Here is an 18,481-nt window from a genome sequence, read left to right as displayed (position 1 = left end):
CAACGAGAAGCACTCACTTACTCGCAGCGATGCAGCCCCAAAGTGTCCCGTCCGGAAGCGACGACGACGCCCTACTTCGCCGGGGCCCTCTCCCCATCCTACGAGCCGGCCTTACGCCGGCACGATCACCTTGCCGATCGGCCAGAGCGCGATGCCGGCGAGCTTGAGGTGAGCCCAGGCGAAGGGGATGCCGATGATGGTGATTGCGAGCACCAGCGCCGTCAGGAGATGGCCGAGCGCGAGCCACCAGCCGGCGAGCACGAACCAGATGATGTTGCCGATCACCCCGAGCGGGCCGGTGCCGATATCCTCGATACCGGTGACGTCGTAGCGGTTGACCGCGCGCGAGCCGAACGGCAGCAGCGTGTAGACGGCGATGTTGAATGCCGCCCGCGCCCAGGGCAGGCCGACGATGGTGATGGCCATGATGACCGCGGCGATCAACCAGCCGAACGCCATCCAGGCGCCGCCGATGAGGATCCAGAGGATGTTGAGGAGGATGGAAACGGGGGTCATGGGATGATCCGTTGGACGATGACGCCCTCTATATAGGATCGAAATCTGTCTCTGCTAAGACGGCAAGGTAGCCCGGATGAACGAAGCGAAATCCGGGACTTAACTCTCACCGTCCCGGGTATCGCTGCGCTCACCCGGGCTACCGCCCTTCAAATTTCGGCTCCCGCTTTTCCATGAACGCCTTCATGCCCTCGGCCATGTCCTGGGTTTTGAACAGCGGCAGCAGCTGGAGATAGACGTGGTGGACGTGGTCGTGGAAGGTCTCGTTGAGGCCCATCCGCATCATCCGCTTGGAGGCCTGCACCGCAAGCGGCGCGTTGGCGGCGATCTCGCGGGCGATCGCGGTGGCACGGGTCATCAGCTCCGCGTCCGGTACGACCTCGTTGGCGAGGCCCCATTCGAGGCATTCGCGGGCGCTGAGGGTGCGGCCGGTGAAGATCAGCTCGGACGCCTTGGCCCAGCCGAGCATGCGCGGCAGCAGCCAGGTGCCGCCGGATTCCGGCACCACGCCGCGCTTGACGAAGGCAGCGGCTAGTTTCGAGGACTCCGCCATGATGCGGATGTCGCAGCCGAGCGCGGTGTCCATGCCATAGCCGGCCGCGCCGCCGTTGACGGCGCAGATGGTCGGCTTGTCCATCGCCTGCAGGACTGTCGGCGGCGTGTTGCGGAGGTTGATCGTGGTTGGCGACGACGCGGCGCTGAGGCCGTTGCCGTCCCGCTCTTTGCGCAGATCGAGCCCGGCGCAGAACGCCCTGCCCTTGCCGGTGAGGATCACGACGCGGACGTCCTTGTCCTCGTTGGCTTCGGTGAGCAGCCGCGCCAGATCGTTCAGCATCGGCCCGGAGATGGTGTTCATGCGTTCCGGCGCGTTCAGCGTGATGGTCGCGATGTGATCGGCGATCTCGTAGAGGACTTCGTGGGTCGCAGCTGCCGCGTCGTTCATGGAGGTCCCTTCCCTGATCGGTTCTGTAACCCGGATCAACGAAGCGACATCCGGGGGCTCTACTCTCATATCGTCCCGGCTATCGCTGTCGCTCATCCGGGCAACGGACTGTCAGATCTTCCGACCCGCCTGCTCCCAATAGGGATCGCGCAGGCGGCGCTTGAAGATCTTTCCGGAATCCTCGCGCGGCAGGCCGCTGCGGATCTCGATGTGCTTGGGCACCTTGTAGTCGGCGAGGTGCGCCTTCAGCGCGGCACGAACGCCGGCGGCCTCGAGCGTGACGCCAGCTTGCGGCTCCACCACGGCCATCAGCGCCTCGCCGAATTCGGCGTCGGGGATGCCGAACACGGCGCAATCATGCACGCCGGGAACGGCATGCAGCACGGACTCGATCTCGGCCGGGTAGATGTTGACGCCGCCCGAGATCACCATGTCGCGCTTGCGGTCGCAGATGAAGACGTAGCCGTCCTCGTCAATATAGCCGACATCGCCGGAGGTGATGAAGCCGTCGCGGTCGATCTCGGTGCGCTTCTCCGGCTTGTTGTGGTAGGTGAAATCGGCAAGCTCAGTCATGCGGGAATAGATCTCGCCGATCTCGCCTGTGCCGAGCACACGGCCGTCCTCACCGAGGAAGCGCAACTCGGCACCGGGCGAGATCTTGCCCACCGTGCCGGGCTTCTTCAGCGCGTCCTCGGAGGTCGCGAAGGTGACGGCGCTGGATTCGGTCGAGCCATAGAATTCGTAGATCACCGGTCCCCACCATTCGATCATGGCGCGCTTGACGTCGGCCGGACAGGGCGCGGCGGCATGGATGACGTGGCGCAGCGAGGAGACGTCGTACTTCCTGCGTACCTGCTCCGGCAGCTTCATCAGGCGGATGAACATGGTGGGCACCATGAAGATGGTGTCGATCTTGTACCGTTCGATCGCTTCGAGAAATTCTTCCGCTTCGAAGCGCGGCATCAGCACCAAGGCGCCGCCGAGCTTGCCGGCGCGGATGCCGAACGAGTTCGGCGCGGAATGATAGAGCGGGCCCGGCAGCAGCGCGCGGGCGCCGGGCTTTAGCCCGTAGATCATCGCGCGCATTCGCTCGCCGGCGGCCTGCTGCTCCGGCGTCGGGGCGTTGCGCCGCACCCCTTTGGGGTGACCTGTGGTGCCTGACGTGTAGATCATGTTCATGGGCTGCGGCACGACTGGCCCGGCATAGGGCTGATGCTGCGCGAGCCAGGATTCGAAATCGATCGCGAAGTCGGGCGTCGTCAGATGACCCGGATCCATCTTGTAATTGGACAGGATCTCCGGCGGTGTCGGCACGCTGAGCACCGTGACGCCCTCAGGAATCGCATCGCGCAGGCCGTGCAGCATGTCGGCATGCCCGATCAGCACGGACGTGCCGGTGTCGCCAAGGATGTAGTTGATCTCCTCCGGCTTGAAGTGCCAGTTGATCGGCACGCCATAGGCCCCGAGGCGCATCGCGGCATAGGCCGCCTCCAGGAACGCGATGTCGTTGCGCATCAGCATGCAGACGCAATCGCCTGGCTTCACCCCGATCCTGGCGAGTCCGGAGGCGATGCGGTCGGCACGGGCTGCCACTTCGGTGTGGGTGCGGCGGCGGTCGCCGGAGACGATACCGAGGAAGTCGGAGGTTTCGCTCATTGTTGTTTTCCGATCTTTCGTCGGGTTGAGAAATGGGTACCAGTCAGATCGTCATTCCGGGGCGATGCGAAGCATCGAACCCGGAATCCATTTGGCGACAGAGCGTGCGGCTCGATGGATTCCGGGCCTGCGCCTCCGGCGCATCCCGGAATGACAGGAGGGGCTAATCCACATACTTCGCCGCGCGCTTCTCCAGATTGGAGCGCACCGCCTCGGTCTGGTTCGGGCTGCCGATCAGCTTCTGCTGCTCGACGGATTCCGCCAGCAGCGCCGGCCCCGGATCGACCGAGAGATTGTTGAGCAGCCGCTTGGCAGCGCGGATCGCATCCGGACTCTTGCCGGCGATCTCGCGCGCGACCTCCAGCGCCGCCGCGCGCGGGTCGTCGCAGATGCGGGTGGCGAGGCCGTAGGTCATCGCTTCCTGCGCCGAGAAGATGCGGCCGGTGTAGGTGAGATCGCGCAGGATATCGTCGCGCACGAGGCTTGCCAGGATCGGCGTGCCGGCCATGTCGGGCACGAGGCCCCATTTGATCTCCATGATCGACATCCGCGCATCCGCCGAGAGGAAGCGCATGTCGGCGCCGAGCGAGAGCTGGAAGCCGCCGCCGAAGGCGACGCCATGCACCGCTGCGATGACGGGCACAGGAAGCTGGCGCCAGCCCCACACCGCCTGTTGCGGGAAGTTGGCCTGGCCATGCGTGCGTTTGGTGAGATCACGATTTTCGCCACCCGGAATTCCGTTGCCGCCCTTCTCCTTCATGGCGGCAAAACGCCCCATGTCGAGCCCGGCGCAGAAGGCGCGGCCCTCGCCTGAAAGCACGACGGCGCGCACGCTCTTATCCCTTGAAAGCCGGTCGGTGGCGGCGACTAGCGCCTCGAACATGGCCTGATCCAGCGCATTCATCTTGTCCGCACGCACCAGGCGCACGTCGGCGACACCTTCCGAGATCGAGATCGAGACGCGCTCTTCCATGGACGAATTCTCCCCTAGTTCTTGCCTGTTCTTGTTCAGTGCCGCTTTACAGGACGCTGGCGGCCGGATTTAGTCAATCGACCAATTAACTGACAATCCGTACGGGAGAAACAGCCATGTTCAAGGAAAATCTTCTGGCTGGACGGCGCATCCTCGTGACCGGCGGCGGCACGGGCCTCGGCAAGTCGATGGCGGCGCGCTTCCTCCAGCTCGGCGCCGAAGTGCACATCTGCGGCCGGCGCAAGATCGTGTGCGACGAGACCGCGACCGAGCTGATGGATCTCCATGGCGGCCGCGTCACCAGTCACGGCGTCGACATCCGCAACGCGCTCGCGGTCGAGGAGATGGTGGAGACCATCTTTCGCGACGGCGGCCTCACCGACCTCATCAACAACGCCGCCGGCAATTTCATCTCGCGCACCGAGGAGCTGTCGCCGCGCGGCTTCGACGCCGTCGCCAACATCGTCATGCACGGCACGTTCTACGTGACCCAGGCGGTCGGCAAGCGCTGGATCGCGGCCAAGCAACCCGGCAACGTCGTCTCGATCACCACGACCTGGGTGCGCAACGGCTCGCCTTACGTGGTGCCGTCGGCGATGAGCAAGTCGGCGATCCACGCCATGACGATGTCGCTTGCGGCCGAATGGGGCCGCTACGGCATCCGCCTCAACACCATCGCGCCCGGCGAAATTCCGACCGAGGGCATGAGCAAGCGCATCAAGCCCGGCGACGAAGCCGGCGCGCGCACCAAGGCGATGAACCCGATGGGCCGCGTCGGCACCATGGAGGAGCTGCAGAACGTCGCGGTGTTCCTGATCTCCGGCGGCTGCGACTGGATCAGCGGCGAGACGATCGCGATGGACGGCGCGCAGGCGCTCGCGATGGGCGGCAATTTCTACCAGCTCCGCGACTGGAGCGACGACGACTGGAAGACCGCGCGCGAGAGCATCAAGGCGCAGAACGAGAAGGACCGGGCGAAGCGGGGGTAGTGCTCTCTCGTGCCCCGGACGCAGCGCAGCGCATCACTCTGTGGTGCGCAGCGTCCCGGACACGAAACCGCGGCATCCCCCTCCGTCTTGTCTTCCTCCGCGATTGACTTCACACTCCCCCGCACAAAAACAAGACGCCACGGGAGAAACATGTCCACACAGAAATTGGCAACTCTCGTCGACATCGTGCGCGAGCGCGCCGGGAGCCGCGGCGATGCCATCGCCTACGAGTTTGAGGGCCGCCTCACCAGCTTCGCCGAATTCGACGTCAGGACCAACAAGGTCGCCAACGCATTGATCGCGATGGGCGTCAGACATGGCGACCGCATCGCCTATCTCGGCAAGAACAGCGACATCTATTTCGAGCTGCTGATGGGCGCGATGAAGGCCGGCGTCGTGATGGCGCCGGTCAACTGGCGGCTCGCCGGGCCCGAGGTCGCCTTCATCGTCGAAGACTGCAAGGCGCCGGTGCTGTTCGTCGGGCCGGAATTCATCACGCAGGTCCACCAGATCAGGGATCAGATCCCGGGCGTGCGCACTGTCATCACCACCGAAGGCGGTGCGCCGGAATGGCAGGAGTTTACGGCCTGGCGCGATGCGCAGAGCGGCGATGATCCGAAGGTGGCGATCGACACCAAGGACATCGCGATCCAGCTCTACACCTCGGGCACCACGGGCAAGCCGAAGGGCGCGATGCTCTCGCACGCCAACTTTCTCAACCTGGTGCAATCAGGCAATGCCGAGGACAAGCCGGAGTGGAACCGGTGGTCGACCGACGACGTCTCGCTGGTCGCGATGCCGGTGTTCCACATCGGCGGCTCGGGCTGGGGCGTGATGGGCCTCTATCACGGCGCCCGCGGCGTGATCGCGCGCGAGTTCGATCCGACCAAAGTGCTGGACTTCTTCGAGCACAGCGGCATCACAAAACTGTTCATGGTGCCTGCGGCGATGCAATTCGTGGTGCGGCAGCCGCGCGCCAAGACGGTGGACTTTTCACGATTGAAATACATGCTGTATGGCGCCTCGCCGATCCCGGCGGCGCTGCTGAAGGAGTGCATCGAGGTCTTCAAATGCGGCTTCGTGCAGCTGTACGGGATGACGGAGACCACCGGCACCATCGTCGCGCTGCCGCCTGAAGATCACGTCGAGGGGCTGGAGCGGATGCGCTCGGCCGGCAAGGCGCTGCCGGGGGTCGAGATCGCGATCCTGGACGCCGACGGCAAGCCGTTGCCACCACGTGAGGTCGGCGAGATCGCGACGCGGTCGGGCTCGAACATGGCGGGGTACTGGAACCTGCCGGAGGCGACCGCTTCGACATTGCGCAGCGACGGCTGGCTGCGTACCGGCGATGCCGGCTACATGGACGAGGATGGCTATCTCTACATCCACGACCGCATCAAGGACATGATCATCTCCGGCGGCGAGAACATCTATCCCGCCGAGGTCGAGAGCGCGCTGTGCGATCACCCTGACGTCGCGGAGGCCGCCGTGATCGGCGTGCCCGACGACAAATGGGGCGAGGCGGTGAAGGCCGTGGTGGTGATGAAGCCGGGCAAGGAGGCGACCGCCACCGACATCATCAATTTCACCCGGACGCGCATCGCCGGCTTCAAGACGCCGAAGAGCGTGGAGTTCCTGCCGGCGCTGCCGCGGAACCCGTCGGGAAAGATTTTGCGGCGGCAGCTGCGCGAGCCGCACTGGGCGGGGAAGGATCGGCGGGTGAATTAGGACGAGGTGCCGTAGGGTGGGTTAGCCGCAGGCGTAACCCACCTCTTTATTTTCCGGGGTGACGGAAGTGGTGGATTACGCCTGCGGCTAATCCACCCTACGAGACCTGTGTAAGCCTCAATGCTTCCCCGGCCCCATATATCCGAACAAGAACCCTGCGACTTTCCGCATCTGGATCTCCTCGCTGCCCTCGGTAATGCGGTAGCGGCGATGGTGGCGGTAGATGTGCTCGAACGGCTTGTGGCGTGAATAGCCCATGCCGCCATGGACCTGCATGGCGCGGTCGGCGGATTCGCAGCAGAGGCGGTTTGCCCAGTAGTTGCACATCGAGACGCGGTCGGAGAGCGTGCGCTCGATCTGCTCCTCGGTGAGCTGGTCCATCTCCCAGGCGGTCTTGCGGATCAGCAGGCGCAGCATCTCGGCCTGCGTCGCAAGCTCGACCAGCGGGAACTGGATCGCCTGGTTCTCGGCGAGCGCCCTGCCGAACGGCTTGCGCTCGCGCGCGTATTTGACGCTCTCGTTGATGCAGTAGACGGCAGCGCCGAGCGAGCTTGCGGCCTGCCGGATGCGGTTCTGATGCACGAAGCACTGTGCCAGCGACAGGCCGCGACCGACCTCGCCGAACAGCGCATCTTCCGGGACGAACACGTCCGTAAAACTGACGCGCGGATGATCCGTCGGCATGTTGAAGGTCCACATGTATTCCTCGACCTTGACGCCGTGGCTCTTGGCCGGCACGAGGAAGCACGTGATGCCGCGCGCGTCGCCGTCATTGCCACTGGTACGCGCGAACAGCGCGCAATGCGTGGCAACATGCATGCCGGTGGTCCACATCTTCTCGCCGTTGATGATCCAGCCCTTGACGTTATCGCGGGTCGCGGGCACCGCGCGCGTCTCCATGTGGGTGGCATCCGAGCCGTGATGCGGCTCGGTGAGGCCGAACGTGATGCGATACTTGCCCTTGATCGAGCCGTCGATCATCGCCTTCTGGTCGTCGCGACCGTAGCGGTCGAGCATGGTGACGACGGGGAAATTTCCGACGACGGAGTGCTCGTTCTGGAGATCGTTGTGCAGGCCGAGGCCTTTTGCGGCGAAGTGCTCGCGGATCACGGCCATCCAGAGGTTGGAGCCATCCTTGCCGCCATATTGCTTCGGCACCGGAAAGCGCAGATGCCCCGCGGCATCCGCGAGGTCCTTGGCCTTGCGCAGCAGCGCCTCCCATTCGTGGCGCGGCAGGCCGCCGTTCTCGAAATCGGTGCGCGCCCATTCGCGGCGATGATCGAAGAAGCGGATGTTGTCGTCGGCCTCTTCCAGCGGCTTGATCTCGCGTTCGATGAAACGGTCGAGCTCTCCGAGATAGGCGACGAGATCGGCTGGCAATGAAAAATCCACAGGTTCTCTCCCGGATTGATTTTATCGTTTTGCGTTAAGGCGCTAGGCGCGCTTTTGCTTCGCACGATTAAGGTGAGAAGAGCGCTGCCGAGTCAAGCAATGCGAGGCGTGCCGGATGCGCAAGGCGCACCCACGCAATTCGATGGTGCTTGAGCGCGGGCGCGCGGTAGTATGGCGCCAATATTCCTTCGAAAGAAAATCCGGGAGCGCGCGATGGAGCTGAAATTTTCCAAGGTGGAACGCAAGGGGCCGATCACGATCGTGACGCTGTCGCGGCCGGAGGTCTACAACGCCCTGCACACCGATGCGCATTTCGAGCTGCAGAAGGTGTTCGACGATTTCTCCGGAGATCCCGAGCAATGGATCGCGATCGTCACAGGCAGCGGCGACAAGGCGTTCTGCGCTGGCAACGACCTGAAGTGGCAGGCGGCGGGCGGCAAGCGCGGCTGGGACAAGGGCGGCTTTGCCGGCCTCACCGCGCGCTTCGACTGCGACAAGCCTGTTATCGCGGCGGTGAACGGCGTCGCGATGGGCGGCGGCTTCGAGATCGCGCTCGCCTGCGACCTCATCATCGCCTCGGAGAACGCGACCTTCGCACTGCCTGAGCCGCGCGTCGGCCTCGCCGCGCTCGCTGGCGGCCTGCACCGCTTGCCGCGGCAGATCGGCCTCAAGCGCGCCATGGGCATGATCCTCACCGCGCGCCATGTCAGCGCCAAGGAAGGCCTCGAGCTCGGCTTCGTCAACGAAGTGGTGCCGCAGGGCGAGGCACTCACCGCCGCGCTGCGCTGGGCCGAGACGATCGCCAAGAACTCGCCGATGTCGATCCGGGCCTCGAAGCAGGCGATCCAGAAGGGGCTTGGCGTCTCGCTGGAGCAGGCGATCGCGGAGCAGCGCGAGTACCCGGCGGTGCAGGCGATGGTGGCCTCGCAGGATTACATCGAGGGCCCGAAGGCGTTCTCGGAGAAGCGGCCGCCGAAATGGGTGGGGAAGTAACCGGGCTTCTCGCCGCTCGTCATTCCGGGGCGCGCCGACAGGCGCGAGCCCGGAATCCATCGAGCGCCAAAGCGAGCCGATGAATGGATTCCGGGTTCGTCGCTGTGCGACGCCTCGGAATGACGGCGGATGGAGCGTCGTTTACCCGCCCCGCCCCAGTTCCCGCTTGTAGGACGCGTAGTTCGGCTGATCGACGGCGAGCTTGTCCATCGTGGTCGCCCACAGATGCTCGGCGAGGCCGGGGGTTGCGAGATCGATCTCGCCTTTGGCGATGCGATCCGCGAGCGCGCGGTTGAGATCCGTCACTGATCCGTCGATTCCGAGCAGCGCGCGCAGCCGCGCCACTTCCGCAGCATCACTTCCCTCTTCCCGCGTCAATTGCCTTGTCACGAGGTCGAGGATGTTGATGGCGACGCGGAGCTTGAAGGCCTGGTGGCCGGAGATCAGCGGGGTGATGTCGCTCCGCAGAAAATCGGCGACTGATTTGGTCAGCTCGATCGGGGTCGGCTCGTCCTGCATGGCTCAGCTCCCGCGCGGCGATAGCAGCCGCAACAGATCGATCTCGGTCTCGCTGGCGCGGCGGCCGATCATGGCGCGCTCCATCGAATGGTCGGGGCCCTCGCGAAACCGCTGCATCATGCCGCCGCACATGATGCCCCAACGCAGCGTGCCCATGACTTCCCAGAATTCGACGCGCGTGGGATCGACCTTGCGGCCTCCCGCCTCATAGCCGGCGAACAATTCCTCGCGCGAGCCAAAACCGCCGACGGGTTTGTCGATCTCGCCGAAGCGCCACGAATTGACGCAGACCCAGCCGAGATCTTCCATGGGATCGCCGAGATGGGCGAGCTCCCAATCGAGCACGGCGCGCACGCCGTCGGCACCGATGATGAGATTGCCATTGCGGAAATCGCCGTGCACCAAGGTCGCCTCGACCGAGGGGCCAGGATCGTGGTCGCGCAGCCAGCGCAGCGCCAGCTCGAACACGGGCTTGGGCCAGTTCAGGCTGCGATAGTCACGCTCGAACTCGGAAATCTCCTGCGTCGCCGACCTGCTGCGCAGTTCTGGCAGCTTGTCCTGCGGCAGCCGATGCAGGCCGGCGAGAATGCCGCCGATCTGGCGCGCCAGATGCGGCCGCGCCGCCGCGAACTCATCGTCGCGCAGAATCTTGCGCGCGATGGTCTCGCCTTCGACCCGCTGCATGATGAAGCCGGTGCCGAGATCATCCTCCGGCACGAGCACATGCATCACGCGTGGCGACGGCACACCGGCCTCATAAGCGAGCTGCATCAGCTGCGCTTCAGCCCCCAGACCCGCCGCGCGCGTCGGCGCAGCGCCGTAGCCTTTCGGCGAGCGGCGCAGGATCGCACCGATCGCACCGTCGGGATGGGTGATGTCGAAGCGCCAGGTTTCCTGGCTGGCGCCGCCCGACAGCTTGGCGGCGCCGGTCACGCCGGTCGCGCCCTTGCACCAGCGCTGGACGCTGCGGGAAAGCTCGGCCTCAATCATTTGCCGTTGAATTTGGCGGGCCGCTTCTCCAGGAATGCGCCGACGCCCTCGCGGAAATCCTGGGTGTCGCCCGCACGAAGCTGGCATTGGAATTCGAGATTGAGCTGATCCTCGAAGGAATTTTCCGGGCTGTCCCAGTAGAGCTTGCGGATCAGCGACAGCGCCACCGTCGGACCGCTGGCGAGGTCGCGCGCGAGCTTCATCGCCTCCTCCATCAGCACGCCATCGTCATAGACGCGGTTGACGAGGCCCCATTCCAGCGCCTTCTCGGCCGGCAGCCGCTCGCCCATCAGCGACAATTCGATGGAGCGCGCGCGGCCGACCAGCCGCGGCAACAGCCAGGTCGAGCCGCAATCCGGCACGAGGCCGATGCGGCGGAAGGCTTGCAGGAAATAGGACGAGCGCGCGCACAAGATCATGTCGCCGAGCAGCGCGAAGCTCATGCCGGCGCCGGCGGCCGGGCCATTGACTGCGGTGATGATGGGACAGTGCAGATTGCGGATACGGCGGAGGAAGGGATGGAAACCGGTCTCCAGCGTCAGGCCGGCCTTGGTCTTCTTCGACTGGTTGTTGCGGCCTTGCAGATTGGCGCCGGTGCAGAAGGCGCGGCCCGCGCCGGTCAGCACCACACAGCGCACCTCGTCCTTCTTCTCCTCGATCGTATCGAGCGCTTCGGAAAGACCGCCCAGCATGTCCACGGAGACCGCGTTCATCACCTCCTGATGGTCGAGCCTGAGGATTGCGACCGAACCATCGAAATCGAGCGTGACGTGTTTGAACTGCATGGTTTCCTCGTGATTTGCGGCCTGCGCCAGTTTCGCAGACCGGAATTCGTTTTGCCGGAGCGCATATTTGATTTTTGACGCGGTCTTGTCCATGGTGATCAGAGCATAGCAAGCAATCTTGCGCGCAGCGGCTGATGCGCATCTGTGCCAAAAAACGGGAAACGCCATGAACCTCTTCGACCTCACCGGCCGCGTCGCCGTGATCACTGGCGGCAATGGCGGCATCGGGCTCGGCATCGCGCAGGCGCTCGCGGGCCAGGGCTGCAACGTCTCGATCTGGGGCCGCAATGCCGAGAAGAACAAGGCCGCCGCCGCGAGCCTGTCGGGGCTCTCCGGCAAGGTCGACAGCCGCGTCTGCGACGTCACCGATCCGGCCTCGGTCAATGCCGCGATGAAGGCGACGCTCGACACTTTCGGCCGGGTCGACGGCTGCTTCGCCAATGCCGGCATCGGCGGCGGCGGCCGGCGCTCCTTCATCGAGCGCACCGAGGAGGAATGGCGCACGATGTTTGCCACCAATCTCGACGGCGTGTTCCATGCCTTCCAGGCTGCCGCGCGGCACATGACCGAGCGCGCCAATGCCGGCGATCCCTTCGGCCGACTGGTCGCGACCTCGAGCCTCGCCTCGATCTTCGGCACCGCGCGCAACGAGCATTATGCCGCAACCAAGGCCGCGATCAACGCGCTGGTGCGCGCGCTCGGCGTCGAGCTCGCCCGCCACGGCGTCACCGCGAACGCGATCCTGCCGGGCTGGATCAAGAGCGACATGACCGCAGGCATCATGGCGAACGAGAAATTCGTCGCCAACGTGATGCCGCGGATTCCGGTGCGGCGCTTCGGCGAACCATCCGATTTCGGCGGCATCGCGGTGTATCTGATGAGCAAGGCGTCGTCGTATCATACGGCCGATACGTTCGTGATCGACGGCGGCTATACGGCGTTTTGATTTTGTAGCCCGGATGGAGCGAAGCGCAATCCGGGACCGCACAAGCAAACAAGACCCGGATTCGCTTCGCTCCATCCGGGCTACAACACTGAGGGAACGGGCAAATGTTCTCGCATATCATGATCGGCACCAACGATCTCGACAAGGCCAAGACGTTCTACGACAATTTGCTGAGCACGCTCGAGGTCCGGCCCGCCAGGGTCGACGGCCACCGCATCTTCTACATCACCAAGACCGGCGTGTTCTCGGTGTCGAAGCCGATCAACGGCGAGCCCGCGACCTGCGCGAACGGCGGCACGATCGGCTTTGCCGCCAATTCGCCGGAGCAGGTCGATGCCTGGCATGCGGCGGGCGTTGCCGCCGGCGCAAAACCGATCGAGGATCCGCCCGGCATCCGCCAGGGCCCCGGCGGCAAGCTCTATCTCGCCTATTTGCGCGATCTCGACGGCAACAAGATCTGCGCGATGCATCGGCTGCCAAACTAAACCTCACGCTCGGTGGATTCCCCGCGAAAGCGGGGAATCCAATACGCCGCGACCTCTCGATCCAATCGTCGCTGTCTCTGGAATACTGGATCGCCCGGTCTTCGCCGGGCGATGACAGCGGCGTGTGAGGCGCGGACTTGCCGCCTCTCCACTCCATTCAAACAACATTTCAAACGAGCTCGCCAAATTCCATCGCGTGGCATGGCTCCGCGTGAAAAATGCGCGCTCGCACTTTGGCCGCGCTGGCACTATTCTGCCGCCAGAACGATCTCAGCGTCCCCGGGAGGAACAATGACAAAACACACTTATATTCCCCGCACCACCAACTACACCCTCAATCCCGGCGACGAGCTCAACGACCTCCGGATGTCGGACCAGGTCCGGCCGCTCTACGATCACGTCAAGAAGTTCATCCGCGACACCGTCGAGCCGATGTCGATCGAGTTCGCCAAGGCCGGCGAAGGCAAGGAAGACCGCTGGAGCTTTACGCCGAAGCAGCTCGAGGTGCTGGAGAAAGCCAAGAACAAGGCCAAGCAGGAAGGCCTCTGGAACTTCTTCCTGCCCGACGACGAGACCGGCCAGGGCCTGAAGAACCTCGACTACGCCTATATCGCCTCCGAGCTCGGCAAGAGCCCGCTGGCGTCGGAGAGCATGAACTGCTCGGCGCCCGACACCGGCAACATGGAGGTGCTGGAGCGCGTCGGCACCAAGGAGCAGAAGGAGAAGTGGCTGAAGCCGCTGCTCAACGGCGAGATCCGTTCGGCCTATGTCATGACGGAGCCGAACGTCGCCTCCTCCGACGCCAAGAACATCTCGACGACCGCAAAACTGGTCGGTGACGAATGGGTCATCAACGGCGAGAAGTACTACATCTCCGGCGTCGGCGATCCCCGCTGCAAGATCCTCATCGTGATGGTGAAGACCAATCCGGACGCGGCGCCGAGCAAGCAGCAGTCGCAGATCCTGGTGCCGCGCGACACGCCCGGCGTCGAGGTGCTCGGGCCGATGTACGTGTTCGGCCAGGACCATGCGCCGCGCGGCCACATGCACATGCGCTTCAACAATGTGCGCGTGCCCAAGGAGAACATGCTGCTCGGCGAAGGCCGCGGCTTCGAGATCTCGCAGCTTCGCCTCGGCCCCGGCCGCATCCATCACTGCATGCGCACCATCGGCAAGGCCGAGAAGGCGCTCGACCTGATGGTGCAGCGTGGCCTCACCCGCGAAGCCTTCGGCAAGAAGATCGCCCATCTCGGCGGCAACATGCAAATCATCGCGCAGGCGCGCTGCGAGATCGAGGCGATGCGACTGATGGTGCTTAAGGCCGCGAAGGCGATGGACGTGCTCGGCAACAAGGAGGCCCGCGTCTGGGTCTCCATGGTCAAGGCCATGGTGCCGGAGCGCGCCTGCAAGATCATCGACCAGGCCATCCAGATGCACGGCGCCACCGGCATCTCGCACTGGACTCCCCTCGCCGAGATGTACCAGGACGTACGTCACCTGCGCTTTGCGGATGGTCCGGACGAGGTGCACTGGATGGTGGTCGGGCGCCACGAGCTGAGCATGGCGTGATCCCAACTCCTCATGCGCGGGCTTGACCCGCGCATCCATCGTGAGGAGCATGTCTTCAGGATTGACGGATTGCCGGGTCAAGCCCGGCAATGACGACTTGCCCAGGAGCCACCATGGACTACGCCGCCAGCGAGCTGACGCCGCGCGAGCGCTACAAGGTGCTGACGTCCTTCATCCTGCCGCGGCCGATCGCGTGGGTCACGACGCTCGGGCCGACCGGCGTCGTCAACGCAGCGCCATTCAGCTTCTTCAACGCCTTCTGCGAGGATCCGCCACTCTGCATGTTCGCGGCCAACCGCAAGCCTGATGGTGAGGACAAGGACACCTTCCTCAACATCCAGCGCACCGGCGAATTCGTGGTCAATATCGCTGATGAGCCGCTGGCGCGAGCGATGCACGAGAGCAGCGGCGACTTTCCGCCTGAGATCGGTGAGCCAGATTATCTCGGCCTCAAGCTTGCGGCCTCGACGACAATCGCGGTGCCGCGGCTCGCCGACACGCCCTGGGCGATGGAGTGCAAGCTCTGGAAGCTGATCGACGTCAACGACGATCGCAAACTGATCATGGGCGAAGGTCTCCACTTCCACATTCGCGACGAACTGTGGGATGACGAGACGATGCGAGTGCATATGGACCGCTATCACCCGATCGGCCGCATGTTCGCCGACCGCTACTGCCGCACCGACGACCGCGTGGTGTTTCCGGCGGCGGAAGGCGCAAAGACCAAATAGTCGAACCCAGGAGCGAGACGATGCCGGAAGCCTTTCGCGACAATGAAGAACGCGAGCGGTTCGAGCTCGACGTCGACGGGCCGGTCGCCTTCGTCACCTACCGCAAGACCGACGGCGCGATCACGCTGGTGCACACCGAGGTGCCGCCGGAGCTCGGCGGCCGCGGCATCGGCTCGAAACTCGGCCGCGCCACGCTGGATGCGGTGCGGGCGCAGGGCCGCAAGCTCTTGGTCGAGTGCGATTTCATTCGCAATTTCATGCGGAAGAGTCCTGAATACAACGATCTCCTCGCCGAGGGAAAGAATGCGCATGCCGAGCCACAGGCGAGCTATCGCGCCGGCTGTTTCTGTGGCGCGGTCGAGGTCGAGGTCACCGGCAAACCGATGTTTGCTGGCTATTGCCATTGCGCCGATTGCCAAGCCTGGTCGGCGGCGCCGATCAACGCCTTCAGCCTGTGGAAGTCGGACGCTGTGCGCATCATTAAGGGCGAGACAGAGCTCGGGACGTTCAACAAGACCGAGCATTCCTATCGAAAGTTCTGCAAGCGCTGCGGCGGCCACGTCATGACCGAGCATCCGCGGATGCGGCTGATCGACGTCTACGCCAATCTGCTGAAGGGATACCGACACCAGCCGACCCTGCACGCGAACTACGCGAGCAAGATGGTCTCGGTTAGGGATGGCCTGCCGAAATATGCCGACCTGCCCGCGGATCTTGGCGGCTCCGGGGAAATTTTGCCGGATTGATCGCGTAGGGCGGATTAGCTCCCGGCTGCGCGAAGCGCAGTCCGAGAGCATAATCCGCCGAACGCCTACGTGACGAAGAGTGGCGGATTACGCCTTCGGCTAATCCGCCCTACGCACCTACGTCGCAGGCTCGATCTTGTCCTGCGTCTTGGTCTCGAAATCGCCGGCGTCGTGCCGCTCGTGCAGCTGGCTGGCGGGATCGCCGGAGACGCGGTTGACCATGCGGCCGCGCTTCACGGCGGGGCGCTGCGCGATCTGGTCGGTCCAGCGCTGCACGTTCTTGTAGTCCTGCACCGACAAAAACTCGCCGGCGCCATAGACCAGCCCCTTGGCGAGCGCGCCGTACCACGGCCACACCGCCATGTCGGCGATCGTGTACTCCTTGCCCGCGAGATATTCGTTGTCGGCGAGGCGCCGGTCGAGCACGTCGAGCTGGCGTTTGGTCTCCATCGCAAAGCGGTCGATGGCGTATTCGATCTTGGTCGGCGCGTAGGCGTAGAAATGGCCGAAGCCGCCGCCGAGATAGGGCGCGCTGCCCATCTGCCAGAACAGCCAGGACATCGCCTCGGTGCGGGCCTTGACGTCCTTCGGCAGGAAGGCGCCGAACTTCTCGGCGAGGTAGAACAGGATCGAGCCGGATTCGAACACCCGGATCGGCTCCGGACCCGAGCGGTCCATCAGCGCCGGGATTTTCGAGTTCGGGTTGATGGCGACGAAGCCGCTGCCGAACTGGTCGCCATTGCCGATCTTGATCAGCCAGGCGTCGTATTCGGCACCCTTGTGGCCGAGGGCCAGCAGCTCCTCCAGCATCACCGTGACCTTGACCCCGTTCGGGGTGGCCAGCGAATAGAGCTGCAGCGGGTGCTTGCCGACCGGAAGCTCCTTGTCATGGGTGGGGCCGGCGATCGGGCGATTGATGCTGGCGAACTGCCCGCCATTCTCCTTGTTCCAGGTCCAGACTTTGGGCGGCACGTAGGCGGGGGTGTCGGTCATGCGGGGGCTCCGGCGGAAAGATGCGTCTGCATTAATTAGCCCTGGAATGGCCGATGACAAGGGCACGGCAACGCATTGCCGGCCGGGACAACTTCACGTTTTGTCATGGCAGGCGGCCCTCCCCGTCATTCGGGGCGCCCACAGGGCGAGCCCCGGAATGACGGGCGGTCGGCGTGTGGGAAGCGCGCGACGCCTACACACAAGATGCCTCGCCGAATCCGGCATGTCATCGATTGGCTCGCGTCACTTTGCTTCGCCAGCGAAAACAACGAAAATGCGAAGGCCGCCGGGAGAGAGAGCCATGAAATCGCCGATCTGCGACATGCTGGGAATCGAGTTCCCGCTGCTGGCCTTCAGCCATTGCCGCGACGTCGTCGCCGCCGTCAGCCGCGCAGGCGGCTTCGGCGTGCTGGGGGCGACCGTGCACACGCCCGATACGCTCGAACGCGAGTTGAAGTGGATCGACGATCACGTCGACGGCAAGCCCTACGGCATCGACGTGCTGATCCCCGAGAACATCTCGACGTCGGGCGAGAAGGACGTCACCTGGAAGAGCCTGGAAGCGCGCGTGCCGCAAGAGCACCGCGCCTACACGCGCGAGCTCCTGAAGAAATACGACATCGAACTGGCGAGCACGGAGGTCGCAGCCGATCAGCCGCAGCCGTTCGACGGAAAAACCGCGCTGCAGCTGCTCGAGGTCTCCTTCAATCATCCGATCCGCCTGATTGCCAACGCACTCGGCGTGCCGCCCAAGGCGATGATCGAGATGGGCAAGAAACACGGCGTGCCGGTCGCAGCGCTGGTCGGCGCCAAGGAGCATGCGCTGCGCCAGGTCGCGGCCGGCGTCGATATCCTCGTGGTGCAGGGCACCGAAGCCGGCGGCCACTGCGGCGAGGTCTCGACCATGGTGCTGGTGCCGGAGGTGATCAAGGCGATCAAGCCCATTCGCGACGTGCCGGTGCTGGCGGCCGGCGGCATCATGACCGGACGGCAGATGGCGGCCTGCATGGCAATGGGCGCGGCCGGCGCCTGGACCGGCTCGGTGTGGCTTGCGACGGTGGAAGCCGAAACCACGGAGATCTTCCGCGAGAAGATGATCGCGGCGTCCTCGCGCGACGCCGTGCGCTCAAAGGGACGCACCGGCAAGCCGGCGCGGCAGCTCCGTTCGGTCTGGACCGACGCCTGGGACCGCGCGCCGGACAGCCCGGGCGCATTGCCGATGCCGCTGCAGAGCATCATCAGCCGCGACGCGTTTCATTCGATCGATCGCGCGGCCGCGAGCGGCAACGCCAGGGCGCGCGATCTCGTCAGCTATTTCGTCGGCCAGGGCGTCGGGCTGATCGACAGCGTGAAGTCGGCGGGTGCCGTGGTGCAGGAGTTCAAGGTAGATTTCGCCGAAGCCGTCGAGCACATGAATGCGCTGGTGGCGGAATGATAGACCCTCATGGTGAGGAGGCGCGCAAGCGCCGTCTCGAACCATGAGAGCCCGCGGCCCATCCTTCGAGACGCCTGCTTCGCGGGCTCCTC

General features: G+C 64.6%; 18 protein-coding genes. 9 read left to right on the top strand and 9 right to left on the bottom strand.

Translation table 11 applies throughout. From position 1 onward, the window contains the following. Positions 1-111: 111 nt before the first annotated feature. The 4 genes from ML401_RS11105 to ML401_RS11090 form a co-directional block, all read right to left on the bottom strand. Complete coding sequence (locus tag ML401_RS11105) at positions 112-516, bottom strand: YccF domain-containing protein (RefSeq protein ID WP_194407043.1); 405 nt, start codon at positions 514-516, stop codon at positions 112-114. Positions 517-655: 139 nt separating this feature from the next. Next, complete coding sequence (locus ML401_RS11100) at positions 656-1,459, bottom strand: enoyl-CoA hydratase/isomerase family protein (RefSeq protein ID WP_211417739.1); 804 nt, start codon at positions 1,457-1,459, stop codon at positions 656-658. A 111-nt stretch (positions 1,460-1,570) separates the two neighbouring features. Further along, positions 1,571-3,115 (bottom strand): acyl-CoA synthetase, encoded by a 1,545-nt coding sequence (locus ML401_RS11095; RefSeq protein WP_285811955.1) that lies wholly within the window; start codon positions 3,113-3,115, stop codon positions 1,571-1,573. A 163-nt stretch (positions 3,116-3,278) separates the two neighbouring features. Further along, positions 3,279-4,088 carry a crotonase/enoyl-CoA hydratase family protein gene (locus ML401_RS11090; protein ID WP_211417741.1) on the bottom strand — a complete coding sequence of 270 codons (810 nt, stop codon included), beginning with the start codon at positions 4,086-4,088 and terminating at the stop codon, positions 3,279-3,281. A gap of 116 nt (positions 4,089-4,204) precedes the next feature. Between ML401_RS11090 and ML401_RS11085 the strand changes: the two genes are divergently transcribed. Together ML401_RS11085 and ML401_RS11080 are read left to right on the top strand one after the other, a co-directional pair. After that, the gene (locus tag ML401_RS11085) at positions 4,205-5,077 is read left to right on the top strand and encodes an SDR family oxidoreductase (RefSeq protein WP_285811954.1); all 873 of its coding nucleotides are present in this window, start codon (positions 4,205-4,207) and stop codon (positions 5,075-5,077) included. Positions 5,078-5,227: 150 nt separating this feature from the next. Next, positions 5,228-6,805 carry a fatty acid--CoA ligase gene (locus ML401_RS11080; RefSeq protein ID WP_285811953.1) on the top strand — a complete coding sequence of 526 codons (1,578 nt, stop codon included), beginning with the start codon at positions 5,228-5,230 and terminating at the stop codon, positions 6,803-6,805. Between the two features lie 117 nt (positions 6,806-6,922). Here ML401_RS11080 and ML401_RS11075 read toward each other — a convergent pair whose 3' ends face one another. Then, on the bottom strand, positions 6,923-8,197 hold the full coding sequence (locus ML401_RS11075; protein WP_259205204.1) for an acyl-CoA dehydrogenase family protein: 1,275 nt from the start codon (positions 8,195-8,197) through the stop codon (positions 6,923-6,925). 213 nt (positions 8,198-8,410) lie between these two features. Here ML401_RS11075 and ML401_RS11070 point away from each other — a divergent pair, with 213 nt between their 5' ends. Continuing rightward, positions 8,411-9,190: an enoyl-CoA hydratase-related protein gene (locus ML401_RS11070; RefSeq protein ID WP_194407036.1), complete on the top strand. Its 780-nt coding sequence runs from the start codon at positions 8,411-8,413 to the stop codon at positions 9,188-9,190. A 141-nt stretch (positions 9,191-9,331) separates the two neighbouring features. Here ML401_RS11070 and ML401_RS11065 read toward each other — a convergent pair whose 3' ends face one another. Genes ML401_RS11065 through ML401_RS11055 form a run of 3 tightly spaced genes read right to left on the bottom strand, consistent with a single transcriptional unit; the run spans position 9,332 to position 11,484 of the window. Further along, positions 9,332-9,709, bottom strand: coding sequence for a DUF6285 domain-containing protein (locus ML401_RS11065; protein ID WP_259205198.1), 378 nt, complete (start codon positions 9,707-9,709; stop codon positions 9,332-9,334). 3 nt (positions 9,710-9,712) lie between these two features. After that, entirely contained in the window at positions 9,713-10,699 is a 987-nt protein-coding gene (locus ML401_RS11060; RefSeq protein ID WP_285811951.1) for a phosphotransferase family protein, read from the bottom strand. Continuing rightward, complete coding sequence (locus ML401_RS11055; protein WP_285811950.1) at positions 10,696-11,484, bottom strand: enoyl-CoA hydratase/isomerase; 789 nt, start codon at positions 11,482-11,484, stop codon at positions 10,696-10,698. The genes ML401_RS11060 and ML401_RS11055 overlap by 4 nt, the downstream gene beginning before the upstream one ends. Positions 11,485-11,650: 166 nt before the next feature. Here ML401_RS11055 and ML401_RS11050 point away from each other — a divergent pair, with 166 nt between their 5' ends. The 5 genes from ML401_RS11050 (at position 11,651) to ML401_RS11030 (ending at position 15,961) form a co-directional block, all read left to right on the top strand. After that, positions 11,651-12,430 (top strand): SDR family NAD(P)-dependent oxidoreductase, encoded by a 780-nt coding sequence (locus ML401_RS11050; protein WP_194407032.1) that lies wholly within the window; start codon positions 11,651-11,653, stop codon positions 12,428-12,430. Positions 12,431-12,534: 104 nt separating this feature from the next. Continuing rightward, a complete protein-coding gene (locus tag ML401_RS11045) occupies positions 12,535-12,915 on the top strand; it encodes a VOC family protein (RefSeq protein ID WP_211417748.1) in 381 nt (126 codons plus the stop codon). Positions 12,916-13,206: 291 nt separating this feature from the next. Beyond that, entirely contained in the window at positions 13,207-14,484 is a 1,278-nt protein-coding gene (locus tag ML401_RS11040) for an acyl-CoA dehydrogenase family protein (protein WP_028143270.1), read from the top strand. A gap of 113 nt (positions 14,485-14,597) precedes the next feature. Next, on the top strand, positions 14,598-15,215 hold the full coding sequence (locus ML401_RS11035; protein ID WP_211417750.1) for a flavin reductase family protein: 618 nt from the start codon (positions 14,598-14,600) through the stop codon (positions 15,213-15,215). 20 nt (positions 15,216-15,235) lie between these two features. Next, positions 15,236-15,961 (top strand): N-acetyltransferase, encoded by a 726-nt coding sequence (locus ML401_RS11030; protein ID WP_349643151.1) that lies wholly within the window; start codon positions 15,236-15,238, stop codon positions 15,959-15,961. Positions 15,962-16,078: 117 nt separating this feature from the next. Here ML401_RS11030 and yghU read toward each other — a convergent pair whose 3' ends face one another. Further along, entirely contained in the window at positions 16,079-16,954 is an 876-nt protein-coding gene (gene yghU / locus ML401_RS11025) for a glutathione-dependent disulfide-bond oxidoreductase (RefSeq protein WP_211417751.1), read from the bottom strand. 301 nt (positions 16,955-17,255) lie between these two features. Here yghU and ML401_RS11020 point away from each other — a divergent pair, with 301 nt between their 5' ends. Further along, entirely contained in the window at positions 17,256-18,389 is a 1,134-nt protein-coding gene (locus tag ML401_RS11020) for a nitronate monooxygenase (protein WP_211417752.1), read from the top strand. Positions 18,390-18,481: the final 92 nt, after the last annotated feature.

This window comes from Bradyrhizobium sp. 62B (assembly GCF_030272265.2).
Classification (GTDB): Bacteria; Pseudomonadota; Alphaproteobacteria; order Rhizobiales; family Xanthobacteraceae; genus Bradyrhizobium.
The sequence above is the reverse complement of the archived record's forward strand: the minus strand, read 5'-3'. Positions and strand labels throughout refer to the sequence as shown.

Coding starts and splice junctions, on each gene's coding strand:
- ML401_RS11105 (WP_194407043.1), bottom strand. CDS start 516: ATGACCCCCGTTTCCATCCTCCTCAACATCCTCTGGATCCTCATCGGC.
- ML401_RS11100 (WP_211417739.1), bottom strand. CDS start 1,459: ATGAACGACGCGGCAGCTGCGACCCACGAAGTCCTCTACGAGATCGCC.
- ML401_RS11095 (WP_285811955.1), bottom strand. CDS start 3,115: ATGAGCGAAACCTCCGACTTCCTCGGTATCGTCTCCGGCGACCGCCGC.
- ML401_RS11090 (WP_211417741.1), bottom strand. CDS start 4,088: ATGGAAGAGCGCGTCTCGATCTCGATCTCGGAAGGTGTCGCCGACGTG.
- ML401_RS11085 (WP_285811954.1), top strand. CDS start 4,205: ATGTTCAAGGAAAATCTTCTGGCTGGACGGCGCATCCTCGTGACCGGC.
- ML401_RS11080 (WP_285811953.1), top strand. CDS start 5,228: ATGTCCACACAGAAATTGGCAACTCTCGTCGACATCGTGCGCGAGCGC.
- ML401_RS11070 (WP_194407036.1), top strand. CDS start 8,411: ATGGAGCTGAAATTTTCCAAGGTGGAACGCAAGGGGCCGATCACGATC.
- ML401_RS11065 (WP_259205198.1), bottom strand. CDS start 9,709: ATGCAGGACGAGCCGACCCCGATCGAGCTGACCAAATCAGTCGCCGAT.
- ML401_RS11060 (WP_285811951.1), bottom strand. CDS start 10,699: ATGATTGAGGCCGAGCTTTCCCGCAGCGTCCAGCGCTGGTGCAAGGGC.
- ML401_RS11055 (WP_285811950.1), bottom strand. CDS start 11,484: ATGCAGTTCAAACACGTCACGCTCGATTTCGATGGTTCGGTCGCAATC.
- ML401_RS11050 (WP_194407032.1), top strand. CDS start 11,651: ATGAACCTCTTCGACCTCACCGGCCGCGTCGCCGTGATCACTGGCGGC.
- ML401_RS11045 (WP_211417748.1), top strand. CDS start 12,535: ATGTTCTCGCATATCATGATCGGCACCAACGATCTCGACAAGGCCAAG.
- ML401_RS11040 (WP_028143270.1), top strand. CDS start 13,207: ATGACAAAACACACTTATATTCCCCGCACCACCAACTACACCCTCAAT.
- ML401_RS11035 (WP_211417750.1), top strand. CDS start 14,598: ATGGACTACGCCGCCAGCGAGCTGACGCCGCGCGAGCGCTACAAGGTG.
- ML401_RS11030 (WP_349643151.1), top strand. CDS start 15,236: ATGCCGGAAGCCTTTCGCGACAATGAAGAACGCGAGCGGTTCGAGCTC.
- yghU (WP_211417751.1), bottom strand. CDS start 16,954: ATGACCGACACCCCCGCCTACGTGCCGCCCAAAGTCTGGACCTGGAAC.
- ML401_RS11020 (WP_211417752.1), top strand. CDS start 17,256: ATGAAATCGCCGATCTGCGACATGCTGGGAATCGAGTTCCCGCTGCTG.